Genomic DNA, 24899 nt, shown 5'->3' with positions numbered 1-24899 from the left:
GGTCGTGGTGTTCGTGGGAGTGATTAGAATTATGGTGTGAATGATTATGGGAGTGGTTATGGTGTGAGTGATTACAAGAATGATTGTTTGAATGTTGTTTTATTGGTTTATGAATTAAGTCTTGATAGGTGCAAGTCATTGTTTTTCCTTTAAATTTAGTTTAAACAAATAAATAACAAATGTAACATTTATTTCTTAATTTAAAATAAACTTAAAAAATATATTTGAATTAAAATTAAAATATTTTATAATTTTAGGAGCTAAAAAGCTCCTATTTTTAGCCGTTGAATGTGGTATTGTAATCAAGATAAACAACATGAGTTGCAAGGTATTCATAAAGTCCGTGCTTACCATCAGCACCACCTATGCCACTCTTTCTAAATCCTGCGTGAAAGCCTTGCATAGCTTCAAAATTCTCACGATTTATATAAGTTTCGCCAAACTTAATCTCACGGCAAGCTCTCATAGCTGTGTTTAGATTTTCTGTATAAATACTACTTGTAAGTCCATATTCACAATCATTTGCCATATCAATTGCTTCATCTAGTGTATCAAAACTTGTAACTGGTAAAATCGGCGCAAAGATTTCTTTTTGCATAATATCACTCTTATGGTCTGCATTGCTAAGTAGTGTAGCTGGGTAGAAATATCCACTAGTATCAGTAATCTTACCACCAACTTCTAATTTTGCACCTTGCTCAAGTGCGCGTTTTAGCATTGCATCAGCATTTTTAACACCCGCTTCATTTACAAGTGGCCCCATATCAAAATTACCTTTTGCAGTATTTCCGAATGTAATTTTGCTAAATTCATCAGCCATTTTATTAATAAACTCATCATATCTTGATTTATGCACATATACGCGTTCTGCACAATTGCAAACTTGTCCGTTATTACAAATTCTACTTGCTTTAATTGCAGGAATTACTAAATCCATATTTGCATCTTTGCATACGATTGCAGGTGCTTTTCCACCAAGCTCAAGATTTACTTTTATAACATTTTTTGCAGCTGCTTGCATAACTCTAACTCCAGCTTCTACGCTACCTGTTACACTTACCATTCCAATTAGTGGGTTTGAGCTTAGCTCATCTCCAACCTCACTTCCTTTTCCGCTAACAAGTGAGAAAACTCCTTTAGGAACTCCAGCTTCGTGAGCTAATTTTGCAAACTCAAATGCGTTGTTTGGAGTTTCGCTACTTGGCTTAATTACTATTGTATTTCCTGTTACAAATGCAGGTGCAAGTTTTCTAACTATTAAGAAAAACGGGAAGTTCCAAGGTAAAATTCCTGTCGTAACACCAATTGCAGTTCTAAATAAAAATATATTTTCATTTGCTCTATCGCTTTGAATGATTTCGCCTTCATAAGTTCTTGCAAATCCTGCCATATAATCTAAATAATCAGCCGCAAAATCAATCTCAACTTCAGCTAAACCTCTAACCTTGCCTTGCTCTTCTTGTAAAATATCAGCTAGTTTTACTCTATCTCTACGAATTAATTGTGCGATTTTTTTAAGGTAATTTGCGCGTTCAACCGCTGGAAGTGCTTCCCATTCTCTACCCGCTCTTTTTGCAGCTTCAAGCGCTCTTTTAGCATCATCTCTTGTGCCTAGTGGATATTCACTAACTTGCTCTTTTGTAGCAGGATTATAAACAGGTGCCATTTCTCTTTTTTCAGTAACAAACTCACCATCAATATACATTTGATAACTCTTCATAACTTCTCCTTTTTTAAATGATTTTGAAATATCTTATCAAGGAATATTAATTATTTTTGTATATTCAAAAAAAATTATAATTTTTTTACGAGAATGTGAAAAAAAGTAACACTTTAGTATTTTTAAAAAAAGAATTTGAAATAAGTATTTCAAATTCTGTAAAAGTTATTTTCTATAACCCATTGTAAATATTTCATTTGAGCTATCATCTAAAAGATTTAAATACCTTTCATAATGCTTTAAAATATCTACTATTATTTCTTTTTCATTTAAATATTTTATATCATAACCTAGTCTATCATCGCCAAAAAATGTTATAGGTCTATATTCAAATTCCTTTGATAAATTAGGCAAATTCTCATCATCTAATAAGGTTTTATTTACTTCGTGTTTTTCTATTTTTACCCCGTAAATAAAATCTTTTGATAAGTCTTTTTTAATCACTAAACTAATTTTATTTTTTTCTTCTTTTATTAGTGCTTTTAATCCACGCTCGCTTAATTTATCACAAATCTTTTGCATAGCAGGTTTTACAAGCTCGTTTAAAAACTCTTGCATATCTTTTATTTGAGATTGTTTTAAAATTAAATCAAGCCTTTGTTCCCAAAAATCTCCACTCCAATAAACACTAGCCTTGCTAACTCTTGTATTAAAATATCTACTATCAACTATTAAGCCTTTAAGTAGTGATGCACACATAATTACAAGCATTAAAGCAAACGGAAGTGCAACTATCATAGTAACGCTTAAAATAGTATCAAGACCACCAGAATATGATAAAGATATTGCAATAGCAATTAAACTAATGCCCCATAAAATACTTTGCCATTTATAAGGTTTTTCTTTGCCGCCACTTGCTAAAGAATTTAAAACAAATATCCCACTATCAGCAGAAGTGATAAAAAATAAAACTAAAACTACTAGAGCTAAAATAGTGCTAATTTGTGAAAATGGTAAAAGATTTAAAAACTCAAATAATAATTTTTCAGAACTTTGAGAAAAATTACTTAAAATTTCATTATATTTTAAAGCAGAATTTCCAAATACACTAAACCATAAAACATTAAAAGAAGTAGGAACAATCAAAACTCCAAATATAAATTCTCTAATAGTTCTACCACGAGAAATTTTTGCTATAAAAAAGCCAACAAAAGGCGCCCAACTAAGCCACCAAGCCCAATAAAAAATAGTCCAAGAATTAAACCAGCTAATATAATCTTTATTATATGTATAGGTTTTAAAACTAAGCTCAACTATATTTGAAAAATATAGCCCTAAATTAGAACTAAAATCAGATAATAGCTCAACCAAATCACCACTAACTAATACAAAAATCATTAGTAAAAACGCTAAAAGCAAATTAATCTCGCTTAATATTTTAAGCCCTTTATTAACTCCACTAATAGCTGAAATAGTAGATAAACTAACAACTATTAATATAATAATTGCTTGTTCGCTAAATGAAATATCACTAAGCCAAGCAATATTAACAAGTCCTGCATTTAAAGAACTTGCAGAATATCCAAGTGTTGTGCTAATTCCAAAAACGGTTACAATTAATGCCAAAATATCAATAACATTGCCCCAAAATCCATAAATTTTATCTTTTAAAAAAGGATAAAAAGCACTTCTTAAAGTTAAAGGCATTTTATAGCGAAAACCAAAATAAGCCATAGCTAAAGCACAAACCCCATAAATAGCCCAAGGATGAATTCCCCAGTGAAATAGAGTATGAATTAAAGCTTCTTTATCATCTATATTTAATGATTTTTTATGAATTATAGGCTCAGCCACACCAAAATACATAAGCCCAACGCCCATTCCAGTAGCAAACAACATAGAAAGCCAAGAAAAAAAGCTAAAACTAGGCTCATCATCATCTTTACCTAATTTTATATCTCCAAATTTAGATAAAGCTAATAAGACCATAAATCCTACAAAAAAACTAACACTAAGTATAAAAAACCAAGAAAAATTAGTAAAAACTGAAGTTTTAATATTATTCAAAATACTACTTGTAAATTCTGGTAAAAATATACTTAGTAAAACTAAAATTACAATAAATACTATGCTTGGAACAAACACAGCGGGTAAAAAACTCGTTTTTATCTTCATATTTTCTCCTTGCGTTTTCAGTCTAACAAGGCTTAGTTAATGAGATTTGCAAGATTTAGATGATAATTACATAATTTGTCTATATAAAAGAAAAATTAGCCATTAACCTAAAAAATTTTTTATATCAATTTCTTCAAAAAAAATTATATAATTTTTAATAAATTTTTTATAAATATATATGTAATAATCATAAAAGATAATAATAAAAAATAAAAATTATAATATGCAAATACACTTAAAAAATCTAAAATTAAAATATTATAAGATTTTAAAAAAGATTGATATATCAGCATATTTAGAATTAAAATAGCTAATATAAATAACTTAATAAGTAAAGATTTTTGACTTGTATTAGTGTTTATATTAGTATTAAGATTTGCAAAAATCATTATAAATAAAAACAACAATAAAAATACAAAATTAAACCCTAAAAATAAAACTTCACTTTTTAATAAATAATAATTTATAAAAGGATAAGATAAAAATAAAATCAATAAAATATTTTTATATACTTTCTTAACCCTATAAACCAAGCTAATGCCTAGAATATAAAGAAAAATAAATACAAAAGATATATTTGAAATTTGAAAAATATATTCAAATAATATATATAAAAAAGCAAAAAATATACCTAGTAAAGCTAAGAATTTAAAATAAAGTTTTTTAGATAAATCTATATGAAAATTCAATAAAAATATATTTAGTAAAATCTCTTTAATTTCTTTCATTTTCAATACTCTTTTGTATATTATCTAGCTTATTTATAAAATAATCAAGCTCATTTTTATCTTTAAAAACACTTAGAATTTTATCTAACATAATATTGTCTATTTTGGTGCAAATTAGTGCTAATTCTTTGGCTTTTTTTGTAGGACTTAAAATAAAGGCTCTTTTATCATTTTGATTAGTTTTTCTAATTACTAAATCTTTTACAACAAGCTTATCAACTATTGCTTTTATTGTGTTTTGGTCTTTTTGGGTAAGTTCTGAAAGCTCTTTTTGTGAGATTTTTGGGCTTTTACATAAAGCATTTAATACTATCCATTGTTCAGGTGTAATGTCTAAGTCTAAAAATAATTTATGTAAATGCTGATAAATAATCCTAGCAGTCGCACAGATTTTAATACCTATATTCATATTATCTCCTTGCAACTGCTATTTTAACTATTAATTGTTATCTAATTTTGCTTTTATATGTCCTTTGTATTCTTTATACCAAGCATCTATGCCTTCTTTTCCTATGATATATGGATGGGTTTTGAAATTATTATTATAAATATTTTCTAATTTTTCATATCCATTATTTCTAAATAAATGTGATTCTAGCTTTGCTACTACATTGTTTTTATCAAGCTCTTTTTTAAACTCATCTAAAGATTTATTATAAGCAATTTGTAGATTTTTATCTTTTGAAATTCCATTTCCACCCCATAAAAATACATTAAATTTCTTACCATTAAACGAGCTTTCAAAGATAATTGAAGTAGTTCCTATGGTATGCCCTGGGGTTAAGAAAGTTTTAATTTCTTTATTACCGAGCTTTATTATTTCTTTATCTTTTAGTAAATGATTAATCGTTGGCTTAGGGTATTTCGGGTCATTTGGGCCTTCGTTGTATGAATACATAAAATCCTTATCTATAGCACTCATCATAACTTTTGCGTTATATTTATCTTGAAAATACTTAGCCCCACCATAATGATCACCATGCCCGTGAGTAATTAAGACAATTTTTACATCTTTTGGGTCTAAATTATAAGCTTTTAACTCATTTTCAATCACTTTTGCATCATCATTATCCCACATAGCATCAATTAAAATTATGCCTTCGCTAGTTGTTATTGCGTATGCTACAACGCTTTTTGTCCCAAGACAATAAACATCATCAAAAACCTTAGTAGGCTTTAGCGGAGTATGGTCGTGTAATAATCGTAAAAGCTCCTTAGGAGGCGTGTCATCATTAGCTAATAAATTAGCACCTAAAATACTAAATGCACAAAATAAAATCGTTGCAAATCTTTTCATACTAGACCTTTCTTTAAAAATTAATATGTATGCGTATTAAATTTACACCATAAAAATTAATAACAAACTTAAAGTCTATTAATTATTTCTATTTCGCTTTGTTTAAAGTCTAGCGTTTGGGCTTTATTATTTAAATTAAGCTCTATATAAACAACATCACTTAAGCTAGATAAAATCAATACATCTTTTAATACATAATTTCCATCGCTTAATTTACAGATATTTTTCTCTCCTTTTTTAATATCACAATCATTAATATCTAGCTTTTTATAATTTATAAAATAACTCATATATAAACTATTTTTACTAACCACAATATCAGTTCTAAACCCACCAATGTTGGCTAATTTAACAACTTTAATATCAAGACTAAAAAAATACCAAATAGAGCAAATTATCCAAATAATTTTTATAATCAAACTAAATCTTTTAAAAAAATATGCAAAAAAACATAAAGTAATAAATATAGCCATCATAACATTTAAACAATGATTTATCGTTGGAAAAGTTACATTTTCGTTTTGATATATTTGAACTAAACTTAAAAATACTAATTCAATTATGATAATTACTATAATTACAAATAATAAAAATACTCTTTCATACAAAAAATTAAGAATTTTAAAGCCAAATTTATTTGACTTTTTTCTTTTACAAGCTAAAAGCACAACAAATTCAATCATAACATAAGGAATAATCCCTATAAAAATAGAATAAACAAAACACACATATCCAAATGTAAGTAATAAATTAAAATCAAATCTAGGCAAATACCCAACTTCAAATAAATAATATTTTGTATAAGCTATTACAGAAACAAAAGTTATTAAAACTAAAGAAAATCTCATAGTTTTTACAAATATATTGGCAAGTTTTAATAATTTAAAATAATTAAAATAAAGCCTTTTAAATTCTCTTTTGTAATTTAACATTAATCTTTTAGTATTCCTAGCAAAACAAATTCTAAATTTCTTTAAAAATTTATCAGACATTTTTACTCCTTTTTTTAAATTTAGCAAAAATATCTTTTACTTTTTAAAAAATTCAATAAATTTTTTAATATTTTTATATAATAAAAAAAATTATAAGGACAAAATATGAACTCAAGCTTATTTTTAATGGGAAGAATAAAAGAACTATCAAATGAATTGATTTTAAAAGAACTTAGCAAAAGAGTAGAATTTGATTTATCCTTTTCTCACGCTGATATTTTAAATATATTATTTGATGAAAAAGAATATTGTATGGTTCAAATAGCACAAAAAATACATAGAAGCAAAGCTACAATTAGCTCTTTAATAGACAAATTAGAACAAAATGGATATATCACAAAAAGCCAAAGTAGTAACGATAGTAGAATGTATTTAATAAAAGCAACTCAAAAAACTTTAGATTTAAAACCAATATTTGAAGAAGTATCAAATATAGTTTTTGAAAAATTACTTAAAAACTTTTCAAAAGCAGAAGAGTTGTTTTTAGAAGAATTATTAGAAAAAATGCTAAATAATATAAAAAATTAAAATATATTTAACTTTTTATGCAAAAATAGTTCGTTATCAAACTAAAAAGGAGTTAAAATGAGTAATGGATTTAGCGTAAAAAGTCTAGGAGAATTTAAAAATATTCAAAGAATTGATTTAAAAGAAGCTTTAGGATTTACATCTTGTGAAATAAGTATTAACACAATGGAAGCAAATACTAATGTGCCTTTTGTTCATCATCATAAAGAAAACGAAGAAGTTTATATTATCTTAGATGGTAACGGGGAAATAAAGTTAGATAATGAACTAATTTTAATTAAAACAGGAGATATAATTAGAGTTGCACCTAGTGTAAAAAGACAGATTTTTGCAAAAACTCAACTAAATTATATCTGTATTCAAGCAAAAGAAAATTCTCTAACCCAATACACTTTTAGCGATGGCGTAGTAGAGTAATTTAACTTAGGAGCAATCCTAAGTTAAGCAAATATATTAATCAAATAAGTATTCAAACATTTAAAAACTCTGTTATGAATACTTTCTTCGCCATCATTTCTTCCAATCCACATAAAACTCTCCTTAAATATCTTATACTTTAAGTTGTTTTAATTAAATAAACAAGAAATACTTAAAAATTGAGCTTAATATGTGTAATTTGGTAATAAAATTAGGAAATAAATTCCTAATTTTGTAAAGATTTATAAATCACATCTAAAACGCTGCCATCACGATATTCTACAACGCCTACTACCTCATCGCCAAATTTAATACTAGCTGGTTTGCCTGTGATTTTTTCTGCCATTTCTTTTAGTTCTTCAATCGTATATAATTTAATACCTGCTTTTGTGAAATTCTCTATTAAATCAGTTCTTTTAGGATTTACTGCAATTCCATAATCAGTGCAAACCACATCAACATTTGCTCCTGGGGTGCAAATTGTGCTTACATTATCAACTACGATTGGAATTCTAGCACGAATTAATGGTGCTAAAATCATTGCAATTTTTGCACCTTCAGCAGTATCTTGGTGTCCGCCTATTGCTTGATTAATAACACCTGTTGAAGTAGTAATTACATTTACATTGAAATTCGTATCAATCTCAAGTGCTCCTAACATTACAAAATCTAATTGATTTACCGCTGGAGTAACTAGATTTGGATTTGCATAAAAAGATGCTGATATTTCATAATGTTTTGGGTTTTTTGCAAGTGAGCTAACAGCATCTAAATCAAAACTTTGAGTATCAAAAAGCGCATCCATCAAACCATTTTCATGTAAATCAACTAAAGCAGCAGTGATACCACCAACACCTAAACTAGCAGTGATATTATGCTTAATCATCTCTTCTTTTAAAAGCTTAGTTACTGCTAAAGAAGCGCCCGCAGCTCCTGTTTGGAAACTAAAGCCATTTTTAAATAAACCTGATGCTAAGATACATTTTAAAGCATTTTCAGCTATTAAAATATCTCTTGGATTATCATTAAAACGAATTGCACCTGATACTATACCTTTTGGATCGCCAATACTCTCAATCTCACAAACAAAATCCACCATAGTTTGGTCAATACTAGCAGGAAGATTTATTCCATCTACTAAATTATCAGTAATTGCAATAACTTTATTAGCATACATAGCATCAACCTTAGCATAACCTAAACTACCACACGCAGATTTGCCTGTATAACCATTAAGATTACCAAATTTATCACAACTTGGAGCACCAATAAATGCTACATCAATTTTAAGCGAACCATCCTCAATAGCTCTAGCACGACCACCATGACTTCTAATAATTACAGGAGTTTTTAATCCACCATTACTAATAAAAGAACCCAATGGCTCTCTTAGACCACTTGTTTGAAGACTTGTTACAACACCATTTTTAATATGCTCAATTAAAGGTTTATGGCAAGTTGAAAGAGAGCTTGCTGCTACACAAAGATTTTTAATACCTAGCTTGCTTATTTCTTCTAAAACTAGATTTAAAATATAATCTCCACTTCTAAAATGGTGATGAAAACTTATTGTCATACCATCTTTTAAGCCTGATTTTATAATAGCGTCTTTTATACTTGAGACTAATTTATCTTCTTTTTTGCCAACTCTAATAGCTGCACCGATTTTACGCTCTTTTGGTTGTTTTAATTCTCCACTATATACAACTACATCTTTATAATTAGCAATTTTATTAGGTATTTTTCTATTAACTGCATTTACTTTATACATAATCATTCTCCTTTATAAAGACCACTAGCTTTAGCTAATTCAAGCACTCTTAAAGCTCTAATAATAATTGGACCATCTACCATTTTGCCATCAACTGCAATTACACCTATGCTATTTTTTTCCGCTTCTTTAGCTGCATTTACTACTTTTAAAGCGTCTATTATTTCTTTTTCTTTTGGAGTATAAATATCATGAACTATTTTGATTTGACTTGGATGAACTACTGATTTGCCATCAAAACCTAAGTCTTTTATAAATTGCACTTCTTCAGCAAATGCAACTTTATCTTTTATATTTGAAAAAACAGTGTCAAAACAATATAAATTATTGCTTCTTGCTGCGTGAATTATCTGCTCTCTTGCATAATAAAGCTCCATTGCGTGTTTGCTTCTAGTTGTTTTTAAATTCGTTACATAATCTTCAGCTCCAAGAGCAATCCCCATTAATCTATCACTTGCCTTTGCAATCTCACAAGCATTAATAACCCCAGTAGCACTCTCAATTGCTGCTAGAATTAAAGTTTTTCTAGGACGATTTAGTTTATGCTCAACTTCGCTTATTAACTCATCTACTTCTTTAACTTCGTTTGCATTATCAGTCTTTGGAAGTCTTATAACATCAACTCCAGCACTAACCATAGCTATTACATCATCTCTTCCGTAAGGAGAATTTAAAGCATTTATTCTTACAACAACTTCAGTTGAACCATAATTAATCTTTTTAAGAGTTTCATAAGTTAGCATTCTAGCCGCATCTTTTGCTGAAATACTTACTGCATCTTCTAAGTCAATCATAATAGAATCACTTCCATAAATATGTGCGTCTATTAATTTTGCAGGTGCATTTCCGGGCAAGAACATCATACTTCTTCTAAGTCTATCTTTATTTAGCATAATTCACTCTCCCAATCATAATCTTTTAAACTAGCTCTAAAAATAGCAGTTTTTAATCTCGCACGAATTACTAAATCAAGCGCTCCTTTATCTTCTATTTTTATTGTTACATTTTTAATATCATATTCATCTAATACTTCATTAACGCTAGCTAATATTTGTTCTCCAAATTGTTTATAAACACTAGAATTTAATTCAATTTTCCTTCCTACATTAGCAGGACTTACACTAATTAAAACATCGCCTGATTCTAATGAACCAGCACTTGCAATAGTTGTAATCATCAAATCTCCTAATTAATTAAATTTTTTAAGTTTTCTTTTATTATTACAAAGATAACTTAATTTTTAGTTATTAAATTGTTTTTTAAATACTCATAAGTTGAATTAGCACAAAGGGATTTTAACTCCTTATTATTTAAATAATCCTTATCATTTAAAATAATTTTTCTAATCCTACTTGCACTTATTACTTTTTTATTTATTCTAGCTCTACTGATTTCATAGAATTTGATTTTAAATTCTTTTAAAATTTCTTTTGCTTTTTGGTTGTAATCTTTTGTTATTTTATCTTTTGGTTCTGTCCCAAAAAATCTCATATTTATCCCTAAAATAGGTGCTATTTTTGTAGCAAATAATGTAATATCAAGCCTTGAATAAATCTCATTAACATTAGCATTATCCTTTAAAAAATATGTAGGAAAAGTAGCTTTTGAAATAATATAATTTTTGCTTTCGTGAATTATTATATTTTTATAATCTTTTAATTCATTTCTTACAATCTCAAGCCTTGCTTTTGTATTAAACATACTTAAATCTTCGCTTAAAATAAATATATGCAATATTTCGCAGTGCTTTAAGGCTTTTTGAATTAAATATAAATGCCCTTTACTCATAGGATTTAAATTCATTACAATTGAGCCAATTTTTTTTGCTTTTTTATAATGTTTAGCTAGTTCAAATTTATAATTTTCATAATTTAATTTTGTGTTTTCAAATAACGCAACATCTTTTGTAAGACATAATAAATAAAGCCCTAAACTCTCAAATACTTTTACATTACAAGGCTTTGTAAATATAAAATATTCATTTATATTTAATTCTCTTAATTTATCTGCAATTTGAGTTAGTAAAGTAGCACTAAAATTATTACCTTGTAAAGATTTATCAATTGCTATACATTTTACAATATTACCGCTTATACAAGCACTTGCTTTAATCTCTTCATTTTCTTCATAAACTAAAGCATATTCTATATCTTCATCGCATTTTAAATCAAATCTTTTTAAAAATAATTCTAATTTTTCTCTTTCATAAGCTAATAATAAATATCTAAACATTAAAACCTAGCTTCGTGTTCTAATTGATTTTTGCAAATATCTTCTATTGAATACTCTAATTCATATTTTAATAAATTACAAGACTTAATTTTATCGCAATGGTCATTTTTTAAAGCTATTGTTATATCTATTTCTTTTTTGCTTAACTTTTCTACTAATTTGATTAGATTTTCTACACTTATACTTTCTTTGCTAGCTATTGTAGTGCATATATTTTCTTTGGTTGTATAAAGCTCGCTAGCTACTTTTAAATTAATATTAACAATATCATCAATATGTGCGAAATGATAATTCTCATCATAGTTAAAATCACGACCTAATTCAGACTTACCGCAAGCAATTCTTGTGATATTTTTAATAATTGAATAATGTTCAAATTCTCCTAAAAATATCTTAGAATAATACCCTGCAATATTGCAATATCTTAAAATTGCATAAGAAAAATCAGGATTGCTTCTAGCATAATCTTGTATCATATTTTCAGCTAAGATTTTTGTCTTAACGTAAGCATCACAGGTATTTTCCAATCCTACATTAGCAAATATACTTGATGGATATATTAAAGTCTTAACTTTAAATTTTTTCATAGCTTTTAATAATTTAAAAAGATTTATGATATTGTTTTCATAAAAAGTTAGATTATCTTTTTTACTAAAATTCTCATTGCTAGTTGCTGCAAAATGAAATACCATATCAATTTTAAATCTTGACATTACATCTTCTAAAGCTTTATTATTTGAAATATCAACTTCATAAAAATCAACTTCATAATATTTTTTTATATTTTTTATAGCTTTTTTATTTTTACCGCTTAAATTATCAATTCCAATTACCTTATGCCCAGCTTCTAAAAATCCAGATGCAGTGGCTGAGCCAATATATCCTGCAACACCTGTTATTAAAACTACCAAATTTTTTCCTTAACTTAATTTTTGTTTTAAAATCTCATAAGCCTCATTAATCTCATGAAATTTCTCTATCCCTGCTCTTAGCTCATTTTCGCTAAGATTTTTTGTGTTTAACACATCAGGATGATATTTTTTAGCAAGTCTTCTATATGCTGCTTTTACTTCAACTAAACTAGCATTAGGACTTAATTCTAAAACCTCATAAGGGTCTTTTTTAATTTTATTATTATTTTGTTTGTTATTGTTACCAAAATTTATAAATTGTGCAAATTCTTGTGTAACGCCAAAAATCTCTGCAATTTCTTTTAACGCAAAAATCTTTTTTTCACTAAAGCCATCAATACTCGCACAATAAAGCAAACTTTGCATAATATTAAGCTTTTCATTTTTGCTTAAAATAAAATTATTTTTAAGCTCTTGTGCAACTATTCTATAATTTTCTGGATTTTCTTTAGCTTCTTTAAAAACCTTTTTTAATCTCTCACGCTCAACTAAATTATAAGAATTATTATCTAGTATTAATTTTATAAATTCAGCTTCTTTAGGCGAAATTACTCCATCAAGTTTAGCTATTTTTGCAATAAGTGCGACTAGGTATTCAGCATATCCACCTTTCATTTTAGTAAATTGATTATTTAAAATATTTCCTTTAAAAAATAAAGGTAATAAAATTGCTCCAATAAGCCCTAAAATAGCCGTTAAAATAGTCCCTAATATTATCGCAAAAAACGATATTATGGTTCTAATAATACCCTTACCTGTAATAAATCCTATAATTGCTAAAATTATTATTAATAATAAAAATATATTCAATTTTCTTCCTTTATAACACTTAAAATCTTTTGGAAATTATCGTTTTTCCTTTGTAATAATCAAATTTTTATTTTTTATCATAGCCTTCAATGTAAGCTAAAACTTTTTTGTAATTTTCCTTGCGAATACCATTTGCTATAGCAAATAATTCTATAACATATATAATGGTTAATAAAAATCCCAAAAATAAAAAACAAAGAAAAGCAATAAGTCCGTCACTACGATGGAAAAATAAACTATAAATTTTTTCTACAACTTTAATCTCAGTCATCGCCATTAATAAAATAATTGTAAAAGAAAAAAATAATAAAAACTTTATAAATGCTAAAATAAAATCACCCTTATAAATCCTATCAATACCACAAATTCCTATCGTAGCCGCTAGCATAAAACCTAAATTTGGATCTTTTAAACAAATATTCTTAGACAAATTCTTATCTTTTATAGTTTCTAAATCCTGCGTTCTTAGTCTATCTTGAAGATAAGATATTTGTTCTTCAGTCATTTTTTGCCTTTAAAAATTTACTATTAATCATTATCCTTAAGTGCAATTAATACACCTTCTATCATTTTTTTAATATCCCCATCAAGTATCGCATCAACTTGGCTAAATGCCTCATTACTTCTAGCGTCTTTTACTTGCTGATAAGGAGCTAAAACATACGAGCGAATTTGATGTCCGAAACTATTTTCGCCAACTCCTCCTGTATCTTTTCCATCGTTTAATTTCTCCATTTCAAGTTCATATAATCTTGAACGAAGCATTTTATAAGCTGTGGCTTTGTTTTTATGCTGACTTCTATCGTTTTGGCATTGCACTACAATTCCTGTTGGAATATGAGTAATTCTTACCGCACTTTCTGTCTTATTTACATGCTGACCACCTGCACCACTTGCTCTATAATAATCAATTCTTATATCTTTTTCTTCAATTTCAATTTCTATATCATCATCAATTTCAGGTGCAACGATTACACTACAAAAACTCGTATGGCGTCTAGCATTACTATCAAATGGACTAATTCTTACAAGTCTATGAACTCCGTGTTCAGCCTTAAAATACCCGTAAGCATTAAGCCCACGAGCAACAAAGCTAACATCTTTTATCCCTGCTTCATCACCTTCTTGATAATCTAGTGTTTCAACTTTAAAGCCTTCTCTTTCACAAAATCTCAAATACATTCTATAAACAATACTCGCCCAATCATTACTCTCCGTTCCACCTGCTCCTGGGTGAATATTAATAATTGCGTTTTTAGTATCATTTTCCCCACTTAAAAGCATTGATATTTCAAGACTTTTAATAGTTTCTTCTAAATTAGGACTATCTATAAATAAAGCTTCTAAAGTCTCATAATCATTTTCTTTTACCGCAAGTTCAAACAACTCGCTAGTGCCTACTAATTCACTATTTGCAATTTCATATTTTGATACTAATTGATTCAATTTAGTTTTTTCTTTACCAAGCTCGGCCGCTCTTTTTGCATCAGCCCATAATGCTGGGTCTTCTTGCTCTTTTTCTATTTCTTTTATTCTTTCTTTTGCCTCGTTTGGTTTGATTATTTTTTCTATATTGTCAAGTTTTATTTGTAATTCTTTTAATAATTCACTAAATTCATAATTATCCAAATTTTGCTCCGTAGTTGTATTTTAAAGGCAAATCTTAGCTAAAATTTATTAAGATAATAGCTTTTTTAAAAGGAATTTAAATGAAATTATTTTTACAAAGTTTAGGCTGTAATAAAAACTTAGTTGATAGTGAAATTATGCTAGGTCGCTTAAAAGAATATGAAATTACTAATGAAGCAAGTGAAGCTGATGTATTGATAGTAAATACTTGTGGCTTTATAAAAAGTGCAAAAATTGAAAGTATTAATGCTATTTTAGAACTACACGAAATTAGAAAAAAAGGCTCAATTTTAGTAGTAACTGGCTGCTTAATGCAAAGATACAAAGATGAATTGGTTAAAGAATTACCCGAAGTTGATTTATTTGCAGGAGTTAGCGAGTATGCAAAAATTGATGAATTAATAGCAAGTCGTGAGAGTAGATTTAGAGATTTTGTATATTTACAAGACGCAAATACTCAAAGAGTAATAACAGGCTCAAATACTCACGCTTATATAAAAATCGCTGAAGGCTGCAATCAAACCTGTAGCTTTTGTGCTATTCCTACATTTAAAGGCAAGTTAAAATCTCGCCCAATAGATGATGTAGTAGCTGAAGTTAAAGGCTTAGTTGCTAGGGGATTTTATGATTTTTCATTCATTGCTCAAGATACAAGCTCTTATTTAAAAGACTTAAAAATTAGCGATGGTTTAGAGAATTTAATTTCAGAAATTGAAAAAATTGAAGGAATAAAGGCTGCTAGAATTTTATACCTATATCCAAGCTCAATTAAGCCTAGTTTAATTACTAAAATAATTAATTCAAAAGTATTTGTGAATTATTTTGATATGCCACTTCAACACTCAAGCGATAAATTATTAAAAATTATGAAGCGTGGCTATGATAAGGCTAAGGCTATTAGCTTTTTAGAGCAAATGAGAGCAGCTCCTAATAGCTTTTTAAGAACTGGTTTTATCGTAGGACACCCAGGAGAAAGTGAAGAAGATTTTGAAGATTTATGCGAGTTTATTAAAGAATTTGATTTTGATAGAATTAGCGTATTTGCATATTCAAAAGAAGAAGATACCGCCGCTTACTCAATGCAACAAATCAATGCAAATACTATTAAAAGAAGGCTAAAAAAGATTGAAAAAATCGTAGATGCTAAAATCAATGCAAGTTTTGAAAAAATGCTAAATCAAGAAATAATCGCAAGTTGTTTAGGAGAATCTAGCGAAGGCGAGTTTTTTATAGGTGCTAAACCACTTTTATTTGATAGAGATATAGATGGAGAAATCTTAATAAATGAAAGTGAGATAGGAGAGCTAAAAGTGGGTGATTTAATAGTTTGTAAAATCACTCAAGTGCATGAAAAAACACTAATAGCAACTGCAATTAGACGCTATGAGAATTGAATATTTAGAAGAGCTAAAAGGTAAAAAAAACCTTTTAGCATTTTCACACGGGACTGATAGCACGGCACTTTTTTATGCACTTTTAGAACTTTGTGAGTTTGATTTATGCCTTGTAAATTACCAGACTAGAATTAATTCAAATAACGAAGAGCAAAGCGCTATAAAATTAGCAAAAACTTATAATAAAAAAATCTTTACTAAAAAAGTAAATCTTGATAATAATAATTTTGAAAGTAATGCTAGAAAATATAGATATGACTTTTTTGATGAATTAATGCAAGATTATGATAATTTAATAGTAGCTCATAATTTAAATGACAGGTTTGAGTGGTTTTTAATGCAAATTACAAAAGGTGCGGGATTATGCAATCTATTGGGTTTTAACGGGATTGATACAAGGAAAAATTATAAAATAATTCGCCCATTAATTAATACTAGCAAAGATGAAATTATGCTGTATTTAAATGAGAATAGTTATGAATATTTTCAAGATGAAAGTAATTTTAATACCAAATATAAAAGAAACGAAATTAGATTAAATTATGCAAATGATTTTGTAAAACACTATGCAAATGGCATAAGAAATACTTTAAAATATTTAGAATTTGATAAGAGTAAAATATGTAAAGATAGCTTGGTTTATAAAGGAATTTATTTTTGTAAAGATGAAAATTCTTTAGATAAAGCTATTAAAAAACTAGGTTTTGTAAGCTCATCAAAGCAAAAATTAGAGCTAAAAAACCAGCTAAATAAAAACAACGAAGCCGAGCTTTATTTTAGGACTGATTGTGTTTGCGTTTGCTTTTATAAAGGATTTTTTATGGTTTTTTTAAAGGCTATTACAAAGCTTAGTAAGGAGCAAAAAGACGCTTATAGACTAGCAAAAGTGCCAAAAAATCTTAGATTTTTCCTAGCGTTAAATAATATAAAACTAAATGAATTAATAAATCTTACAAAAAACCTAAAATCAACTCATAATAATTATTGATATTTGATTTTAGGAATTTCTTTTTATGTAAAGATTAAATATTTAAGATAATGATTTAATACTTAATTTGCTTATTTTATAGTAATTTTTACTAAAACCAATAACTACAATTTTAATCATTTTTAAAATATAAATAAAAAATATTTAATTTACTTCAAGCGAATTTGTTGTTTGGTAAAAATTTAAAATTCTAATAATTTATTTTATATAGATTTTAATAATCTTTATTAATATTACTATGTTTTAATATTGATATTTATTTTTAATTAGGAGAGATTATGCAGAGATTAAAAACTAGCTTGGCATTTATTTTACTTATGGGGGGGGGTATTTATGCAAACGATGGAGTTACACTTGATTTAATCAATATTCATTCAAATGACAATACTTTAGATAATATTAAAATTCAGAACAAAAACACAACAAGTACAAGAGATATTTTACGAGAAATACCATCAGTATTTATGGGTGGAACTAATAATTTAAATCAAAAAATTTTTATGCGTGGTATGAGCGATAGAGCTGTTAATATTAGCATAGACGGAGCAAGAGAAAGCGGTAATAACTGGCATCACGCAGCTGATTTAGTAATCGACCTTGATATTTTAAAAGCAATTAATATTGATACGAGTATATTAAGTGTGGCTAATAATTCAGGTGCTTTAGCTGGGGCGGTAAAGTTTAATACCATTAGTGCAATTGATCTTTTAGAAGATAAGCAAAACTTAGGAGCTAAGATAAAAACATCTTTTGCAAGTAACAATAAAGAATGGCAAAAAAGCATTATGACTTATGGTAAATTAGATAATGGTTTTCATTTATTAGCCTATGTAAATCATAAAAATCATAGCTTTAGCAAAGACGCTTTAAAGCACGAAAGTGGCGGAAAAGGTAATAATCTTAGCTATTTTACTAAGGGCGGATTTTTAAAAGATGAGCATAATTTAAACATTAGTTATGAGAGCGTTTATTATAAAGGCGATTATCCTTTAGTGCCTGAGTGGGCTGGAAGTGTTGCTTATGATTATTATGATAAAGGCAATTTAGTTTTAGCAGGGACAAGGGGTTTTGATTTAATTAAACAAAAAATGCAAAGAAATACCGCTGTAATTGATTATAATTACGATTTAAATGAGCTTATAAATCTAAATTTTAAAACCTATTACACCAACAGAACCCTAACTTTAGATGATTGGATACAAACAAACGCATCAAAAGAAAAGGTTTTAGAGTATTTAAAGGGTGGTGTTAAGACTTTTGGCGTATATCTAAATAATAAAAGCAAAATAGAGTTTGATACTTTTACTCACGAATTGTTTTATGGTTTTGAGTATTTTAATACAAGAAGTTTTGTTAAAGATAATTATTATAAATATAACCTTAGTTTAAATAGTAGCATTAATGAAGTTTTTAAAGCTGCTGATGATATAGCTCAAAATTATTCTATATTTTTAGAAGATAAAATAAGTTTTTATGATTTAGCTTTAACAACGGGACTTAGGTTTGATAATTACAAACTCAATACAATTGCTAATCAAAATCAAAGCAGAATTAAGCACAATTTTAAGAGTTTTACACCTGCTATAAAGCTTGAATATAATGTATTGCCTGAATTACAAATCTATGCAGGATATACAAAGCTTTTTAAAGGTGCTGAACCACTTGAGATGATAATTTTGCGTGAAAATAGAGCAAATAAATTAAGAACTAATGAAGATTTAAAAGCACAAAAAGGCTATGGTTATGAGTTAGGCATAGATTATAAAAAAGATTTTAATGAGCTTTATGTAAGAGCTAATGCTAAGTATTATGATAGATATTATGATAGTTTAATAAGAGAAGAAACCAAAAGAATAGGAGAAAGCGGTAGTTTTTATACTAGGCTAAACGGCGGAAAATACAATGTATATGGAGTAGATTTATTAGCTGAACTAGCATATAAAGATTTTAAATCAAGATTATCATATTCAAGAGTAAGAACTAATGAAAATAACGATACTCTAGTAAGACAAGGATATGCCTTAGCATATAGTGACCCAGGAGATAAATATACATTGAATATTGAATATTTATATAATAATTTATTAATAGGCTATGATTTGATTTATTTCACTTCAAAAAGTATTAAAGATAGTAATTACATAAAACCATCATACGCAAAGCACGATTTATATATGCAATATGAAGTATTTAAAAATTTTGATATAGGCTTTAGCATTAATAATATTTTTAATAAGCTTTATTATTCACATTACAAAAGAAGCTATGGCGGGGCTAAAAGTGCTGACTGGGAAGCAGGAAGGGACTACAAAATCAGCTTTAATTATAAGTTTTAATGATTTAAGGAATTAGATTAATTCCTTAAATATTTTTATAAACCTAATAACTTATAATTTGTATATTGTATTAAAAGCATATTTTACTTTCAATTTATTCTATCTTTGCTTTATTTTCTACAATACACAAAATCTATCTTGTAAAACAAAAGTACTTTAAAATTCCATATCTAGTATTATTAAAATATAATTAGTATTTACTAAGGTTACATAACTTTTAAATAAATTTTTCATTATTAAAAACATAAAGATTTTTATATCAATACAAAATTGTTAGGAATTTTATAAATTAAAATTCCTAAATGAAATTATTTTAAGTATTTTAAACATACTCCTGAATAAAATGCAGCAGCATTAACTAAAGTATCATCATCATAAATATATCTAGGGTCATGTAGATAATAATCATTCTTATTTAAAATAAAGGCATAAGCACCTTTGCAATGCTCTAACATAAAAGAAAAATCTTCACTACCCATTAATGGCTCGTGAAATTCATCACAATTTTGCTCTCCAAATAATTCACACGCTACACCAAAAGCTAATTTTTGTGCTTCATCATCATTAATTGTAGCTGCTCCTATTTGAATAAACTCAAGCTCAACTTTTACCTTAAAAAGTAACTCGCAAGATTTAGCAATATTATTTAATTGCTCTATTATCGTATTTCTATCATCATTATTAAAGGTTCTAATATTAGCAAGTAATAATGCCTTATCTTGTAAGATATTAAAGCTAGTTTCATTTCCACTTAGAGCTGCTCCAAATGTTATAACAGCTTGATTTTTAGCTGCTATATTTCTAGCAGTTATAAATCCAGCTTGGGTTATAAAATGAGCCATCGCACCCATTACATCACTAGCCTTCTCAGGTGCACTACCATGCCCACCAACTCCACTAATATTTACCCTAAGTGCGTCAGCTCCTGCCATCATAGCCCCACGCTTAAGACAAAATAATTTATTAGTTTTACTTGGGATATTGTGATAGCCAAATATAAAATCACTCTTAAATCTAGTAAATAAATTATCATCAATCATAGCTTTAGCACCGCCTCTACCTTCTTCAGCAGGTTGAAAGACAAAATTAATAGTGCCATCAAATTCACTCTTACTTAAATATTTAGCCGCTAATAATAAACTAGCCGTATGTCCATCATGCCCACAAGCGTGCATTAAACCTTCGTTCTTAGAAGCATAGCTTACTCCACTAGCTTCGTTTATTACAAGTGCATCCATATCAGCTCTTAAAGCTATGCTTTTATTTGAATTACCTTTCTTTAAAACCCCAACAACTCCTGTTACGCCTATATTTTCATAAACTTCTATGCCAAATTCTCTTAATTTGTTCGCAACTAACTTTGCTGTTTTAAATTCTTTTAATCCTAGTTCAGGATTTTCGTGAATACATTTTCTAATCTCTATAAACTCGCTTGAGAGTTTTTTAATCTCTTCTATCATTTTAACTCCTTTTTCATTTCTTTAAATTCTTGTGCCAAAAACTTCGCTGTATAGCTTTTATCAGCATATTTTTTAGCAAGTTCTAATGGATTACCTGTCGCAATTATCTTACCACCCCTAAAACCGCCTTCAGGACCCATATCTATTATATAATCAGCGTTTTTGATTAAGTCTAAATTATGCTCAATTACAAAAACACTATTTCCAGCATCTACTAAATGCTGCAACACTTTTACTAATTTTTGCGTATCTGCAAAATGAAGCCCCGTAGTTGGTTCATCAAGTAAATAAAGTGTATTTCCTGTATCACTTCTACTTAATTCTTTAGAAATTTTTATCCTTTGAGCTTCCCCACCACTTAAGGTTGTAGCGTTTTGACCTAAGGTTATATAATCAAGCCCTACATCCATTAAGGTCTTTAATTTTTGCTTAATCTTAGGGTGTTTTGCAAAAAACTCATAAGCTTCTGCTACACTCATTTCTAAAACATCAGCTATATTTTTGTCTTTATATTTAATCTCTAGTGTTTGATGATTGTATCTTCTACCCCCACAAGCATCACAAGTAATATTTACATCAGGTAAAAAGTGCATAGAGATTTTAAGCTCACCTTCTCCGCTACATTTTTCACACCTTCCACCTGCAACATTGAAGCTAAAGCGACCGATTTTATATCCTCTAATCTGTGCTTCAGGAACATTTGCAAATAAATTCCTAATCTCATCCATAAGCCCTGTATATGTTGCTGGATTGCTTCTTGGAGTTTTTCCTATTGGACTTTGATCTAAAAAAATTACTTTGTCTAATTTATCAAGACCTTTATATGTAATATCATTAATTACTGCTTTTGCTCTATTTAGATTTGCTCTTGCAATTGGTAAAAGTGAGTGCAGCATTAATGAGCTTTTACCACTACCGCTTACTCCTGTTACACAAACTAAATTCCTAAGTGGGAATTTCACACTTAAATCCTTTATATTGTTTTGATTAATTCCGCTTAATTCTAAATATTCATCACTCTTTCTAGCCTTATAAAGGTCTATGTCTTTTTTGCGATTTATATACAATGCAGTTTCACATTTGCTTTTAAGCAATTCTTTATAAGTGCCATTAAAGATAATCTCCCCACCACCAGTTCCAGCCCTAGGTCCAATCTCAACGATTACATCAGCACTCTCAATTGTCTTTCTATCATGCTCTACTACTATTAGGGTATTTCCTTTAGCTTGCAAGCTTTTTAGAGTATTTATTAGTTTTTGCGTATCTCTTTCGTGAAGACCTATGCTAGGCTCATCTAATACATATAAAACCCCGCTTAATCCACTTCCAATTTGAGAAGCAATCCTAATTCTTTGAGCTTCTCCACCACTAATTGTCCTTGCATCTCTACCTAGTGTTAAATACCCCAAGCCAACATCATTTAAGAAAAATAATCTTTCATTAATTTCTTTAATAATAGGATAAGATATTTCATAATCTTGCTTATTTAAATTATTAAAATTCTCTATTTTAAAAAATTCGCAAATCTCTTCAATAGGTGTGCTAATAACTTCTGCTATGCTTTTGCCATTTACTAACACAGCTAAGCTTTGCTCGTTTAGTCTAAAGCCTTTACAAGATGGACAGGTTTTTTCTGTTATGTATTCGTTAAAATCTTTATCATCTTTTAAGATTTCATAACTTATTTTAATAGCTCCATCAAAAGTTTTTTTGATATTATGCTTATTCCATAAAAAGCTAAATTCCGTAGCACTTCCGTATAAAATAAGCTTTTTTTGATATTCACTTAATTCTTCATAAGGCTTATTTGTAGGGATTTTTTCTGCTTCACAAAATGCTAAAAGTAACTTTGAATAATAACTTTTATTAAAGCCCATCATAGTGCGAACTGCACCATCTTCTATACTTCTTTCATAATTTATAATTTTTTCTTGGTCAATACTCATTCTAATGCCTAAACCATCACATAAAGAACAAGCTCCTTTAGGACTATTAAACGAAAAGCTTAAAGGCTCAAGTTTATTAAATGAAATTTTGCATTTAAAACAAGCATTATGAAGCGAATAATGAATATTTTTATTACTTTCTAATAATTCTAACTCACACTCACCATAACTTAAACTTAAAGCTTTTTCAACAGCTTGAGCTAAACGACTTTTATTATCATCACTAATTCTTAGTCTATCAACTACTAATTTAATAGTATGCTTTTTAGTTTTAGCTAATTCTATTGGCTCATCTAGTCGTGTTAGTGTGCCGTTTATTAAAATATTTATAAAACCTTGAGCTTTTAGGCTTTCAAGGAGTGGTGCGAATGTGCCTTTTTTTTCTTTTACTAAAGGAGCTAAAATCATTGCCTTTTCGCTAAATTTTGCTATTTCGTTTATTATATCTTCTGTATCCATTTTATTGATTTTTTCTCCACATTTATGACAATGCTGAACTCCGATTTTTGAATACAAAAGTCTTAAATAATCATATATTTCAGTAATTGTTCCAACGGTTGAGCGTGGGTTTTTGCTAGTTGATTTTTGATCAATTGCAATAGCAGGGGTTAAGCCTTCTATTTTTTCTACATTTGGTTTTCTAAATTTATCTAAAAATTGCCTAGCATAAGCACTAAGGCTTTCTATATAACGGCGTTGTCCTTCTGCATAAAGCGTATCAAAAGCTAAAGTAGATTTTCCACTACCACTAAGCCCTGTAAAAACTATTAATTTATTTTTAGGTAGTGTTAGACTTATATTTTTTAAGTTATTTTCACTTGCGTTTATAACTTGAATTTCATTATTCATTAAATACTCCGTGTTGTTTTAGAACTTCTATTATTGATAAGGTCAATACAAATAATAAAAATCCTATGAAAAGTTTTTTTTGCGTATTATTGCTAATTTTATGAAACAGCCAATTACCAACCCAAACTCCAGGCAAACTTGAAATAGCAATTATTGCACCAGCAGTGTAATCAACATGATTTGTAATTGCCATAGAAACAAAAGCAGCACTTCCAGCAAAAGCTACAAAAAGACCGCTAAATGAAGCAGCTTTTTTAATATTAAAATTACAAATTGCAACCAAAGCAGGAGTAAGCAATGCTCCGCCACCTATCCCACCACTTGTAGCAATTGCACCTATTATTAAACCTACGAAAAATTGTAATAATTTTGAATTCTTTTCAGGCTCAATTGGATTTGCAGGAGTAAAATAAAGTTTAACAATAGCCCAAATAATTAAAAAACAAATAATATAAGCAATCATTAAATTACTTGCAAATTTCATAATAAAACCAACGCTAAAACCACCAACTAAACCACCTAAAGCAGGATATAAAGCATTTTTTACTTGCAATGTGCCTTTTTTATAATTTAAATACGAATTATAAAAAGATGAAAAAACCATTTGCATAACGCTAATTCCAACAGCAATCTTAGGCGAATACCCAACAAAAGTTGTCATAATAGGCACAACAGCAGTTCCGCCACCTATTGCAAAAAGTCCTGCAGTAAAACCAACTAAAAGCCCATCTAAAATAAAAATAATATAAGTAAGTAATGTATATTCTTCTATCATA

21 protein-coding genes are annotated in these 24899 nt (G+C 28.2%); 5 read left to right on the top strand and 16 right to left on the bottom strand.

Features of this window, described 5'->3' with window-relative positions:
* Positions 1-277: 277 nt before the first annotated feature.
* The 5 genes from aldA to AVBRAN9334_RS07570 all read right to left on the bottom strand — a co-directional run bounded on the left by aldA (position 278) and on the right by AVBRAN9334_RS07570 (position 6852).
* On the bottom strand, positions 278-1720 hold the full coding sequence (gene aldA / locus AVBRAN9334_RS07590) for an aldehyde dehydrogenase (RefSeq protein ID WP_336607446.1): 1443 nt from the start codon (positions 1718-1720) through the stop codon (positions 278-280).
* A 165-nt stretch (positions 1721-1885) separates the two neighbouring features.
* Complete coding sequence (locus AVBRAN9334_RS07585) at positions 1886-3835, bottom strand: BCCT family transporter (RefSeq protein ID WP_214118060.1); 1950 nt, start codon at positions 3833-3835, stop codon at positions 1886-1888.
* A 714-nt stretch (positions 3836-4549) separates the two neighbouring features.
* Positions 4550-4972, bottom strand: a complete 423-nt coding sequence (locus AVBRAN9334_RS07580; RefSeq protein WP_336607445.1) for a MarR family winged helix-turn-helix transcriptional regulator — start codon at positions 4970-4972, stop codon at positions 4550-4552.
* A 30-nt stretch (positions 4973-5002) separates the two neighbouring features.
* A complete protein-coding gene (gene bla / locus AVBRAN9334_RS07575; protein ID WP_336607444.1) occupies positions 5003-5860 on the bottom strand; it encodes a metallo-beta-lactamase in 858 nt (285 codons plus the stop codon).
* Between the two features lie 68 nt (positions 5861-5928).
* Positions 5929-6852 (bottom strand): hypothetical protein, encoded by a 924-nt coding sequence (locus AVBRAN9334_RS07570; protein ID WP_336607443.1) that lies wholly within the window; start codon positions 6850-6852, stop codon positions 5929-5931.
* A gap of 105 nt (positions 6853-6957) precedes the next feature.
* Here AVBRAN9334_RS07570 and AVBRAN9334_RS07565 point away from each other — a divergent pair, with 105 nt between their 5' ends.
* The gene (locus AVBRAN9334_RS07565; protein ID WP_214118064.1) at positions 6958-7380 is read left to right on the top strand and encodes a MarR family transcriptional regulator; all 423 of its coding nucleotides are present in this window, start codon (positions 6958-6960) and stop codon (positions 7378-7380) included.
* A 57-nt stretch (positions 7381-7437) separates the two neighbouring features.
* Positions 7438-7797: a cupin domain-containing protein gene (locus AVBRAN9334_RS07560; protein WP_336607442.1), complete on the top strand. Its 360-nt coding sequence runs from the start codon at positions 7438-7440 to the stop codon at positions 7795-7797.
* 226 nt (positions 7798-8023) lie between these two features.
* Here the strand turns inward: AVBRAN9334_RS07560 and citF are convergent, their stop codons facing one another.
* From citF to prfB, 8 genes are all read right to left on the bottom strand, one after another.
* Complete coding sequence (gene citF / locus AVBRAN9334_RS07555) at positions 8024-9568, bottom strand: citrate lyase subunit alpha (protein ID WP_214118076.1); 1545 nt, start codon at positions 9566-9568, stop codon at positions 8024-8026.
* 2 nt (positions 9569-9570) lie between these two features.
* Positions 9571-10461 carry an aldolase/citrate lyase family protein gene (locus AVBRAN9334_RS07550; protein WP_214119889.1) on the bottom strand — a complete coding sequence of 297 codons (891 nt, stop codon included), beginning with the start codon at positions 10459-10461 and terminating at the stop codon, positions 9571-9573.
* Positions 10455-10745, bottom strand: coding sequence for a citrate lyase acyl carrier protein (gene citD, locus AVBRAN9334_RS07545; protein ID WP_239802947.1), 291 nt, complete (start codon positions 10743-10745; stop codon positions 10455-10457). Before citD ends, AVBRAN9334_RS07550 begins: the two co-directional genes overlap by 7 nt.
* A 56-nt stretch (positions 10746-10801) precedes the next feature.
* Complete coding sequence (citC, locus tag AVBRAN9334_RS07540) at positions 10802-11800, bottom strand: [citrate (pro-3S)-lyase] ligase (RefSeq protein WP_336607441.1); 999 nt, start codon at positions 11798-11800, stop codon at positions 10802-10804.
* Positions 11800-12711, bottom strand: a complete 912-nt coding sequence (locus AVBRAN9334_RS07535; protein WP_336607440.1) for an SDR family NAD(P)-dependent oxidoreductase — start codon at positions 12709-12711, stop codon at positions 11800-11802. The genes citC and AVBRAN9334_RS07535 overlap by 1 nt, the downstream gene beginning before the upstream one ends.
* Positions 12712-12720: 9 nt before the next feature.
* Positions 12721-13521 (bottom strand): DnaJ domain-containing protein, encoded by an 801-nt coding sequence (locus tag AVBRAN9334_RS07530; RefSeq protein WP_336607439.1) that lies wholly within the window; start codon positions 13519-13521, stop codon positions 12721-12723.
* A gap of 67 nt (positions 13522-13588) precedes the next feature.
* Positions 13589-14026, bottom strand: a complete 438-nt coding sequence (locus tag AVBRAN9334_RS07525) for a TM2 domain-containing protein (RefSeq protein WP_214118085.1) — start codon at positions 14024-14026, stop codon at positions 13589-13591.
* Positions 14027-14049: 23 nt separating this feature from the next.
* On the bottom strand, positions 14050-15150 hold the full coding sequence (prfB, locus tag AVBRAN9334_RS07520; RefSeq protein WP_214118087.1) for a peptide chain release factor 2: 1101 nt from the start codon (positions 15148-15150) through the stop codon (positions 14050-14052).
* 80 nt (positions 15151-15230) lie between these two features.
* On the opposite strand from prfB, the gene rimO reads away from it, so the two are divergent.
* The 3 genes from rimO (at position 15231) to AVBRAN9334_RS07505 (ending at position 19868) form a co-directional block, all read left to right on the top strand.
* Positions 15231-16544 (top strand): 30S ribosomal protein S12 methylthiotransferase RimO, encoded by a 1314-nt coding sequence (gene rimO / locus AVBRAN9334_RS07515; protein ID WP_336607438.1) that lies wholly within the window; start codon positions 15231-15233, stop codon positions 16542-16544.
* Complete coding sequence (gene tilS, locus AVBRAN9334_RS07510) at positions 16534-17532, top strand: tRNA lysidine(34) synthetase TilS (RefSeq protein ID WP_336607437.1); 999 nt, start codon at positions 16534-16536, stop codon at positions 17530-17532. Before rimO ends, tilS begins: the two co-directional genes overlap by 11 nt.
* Positions 17533-17810: 278 nt before the next feature.
* Positions 17811-19868, top strand: a complete 2058-nt coding sequence (locus AVBRAN9334_RS07505) for a TonB-dependent receptor (protein WP_336607436.1) — start codon at positions 17811-17813, stop codon at positions 19866-19868.
* Between the two features lie 308 nt (positions 19869-20176).
* Here AVBRAN9334_RS07505 and AVBRAN9334_RS07500 read toward each other — a convergent pair whose 3' ends face one another.
* From AVBRAN9334_RS07500 to AVBRAN9334_RS07490, 3 genes are read right to left on the bottom strand one after another with little or no spacing between them, the layout of a single operon-like run.
* Positions 20177-21328 (bottom strand): M20 metallopeptidase family protein, encoded by a 1152-nt coding sequence (locus AVBRAN9334_RS07500; RefSeq protein WP_214150031.1) that lies wholly within the window; start codon positions 21326-21328, stop codon positions 20177-20179.
* A complete protein-coding gene (gene uvrA / locus AVBRAN9334_RS07495) occupies positions 21325-24123 on the bottom strand; it encodes an excinuclease ABC subunit UvrA (protein ID WP_336607435.1) in 2799 nt (932 codons plus the stop codon). Before uvrA ends, AVBRAN9334_RS07500 begins: the two co-directional genes overlap by 4 nt.
* Complete coding sequence (locus AVBRAN9334_RS07490) at positions 24116-24898, bottom strand: sulfite exporter TauE/SafE family protein (RefSeq protein ID WP_214118121.1); 783 nt, start codon at positions 24896-24898, stop codon at positions 24116-24118. The genes uvrA and AVBRAN9334_RS07490 overlap by 8 nt, the downstream gene beginning before the upstream one ends.
* Between the last annotated feature and the right edge of the window lies 1 nt (position 24899).

The organism is Campylobacter sp. RM9334 (assembly GCF_020138145.1).
Taxonomy (GTDB): Bacteria; Campylobacterota; Campylobacteria; order Campylobacterales; family Campylobacteraceae; genus Campylobacter_E.
The sequence above is the reverse complement of the archived record's forward strand: the minus strand, read 5'-3'. Positions and strand labels throughout refer to the sequence as shown.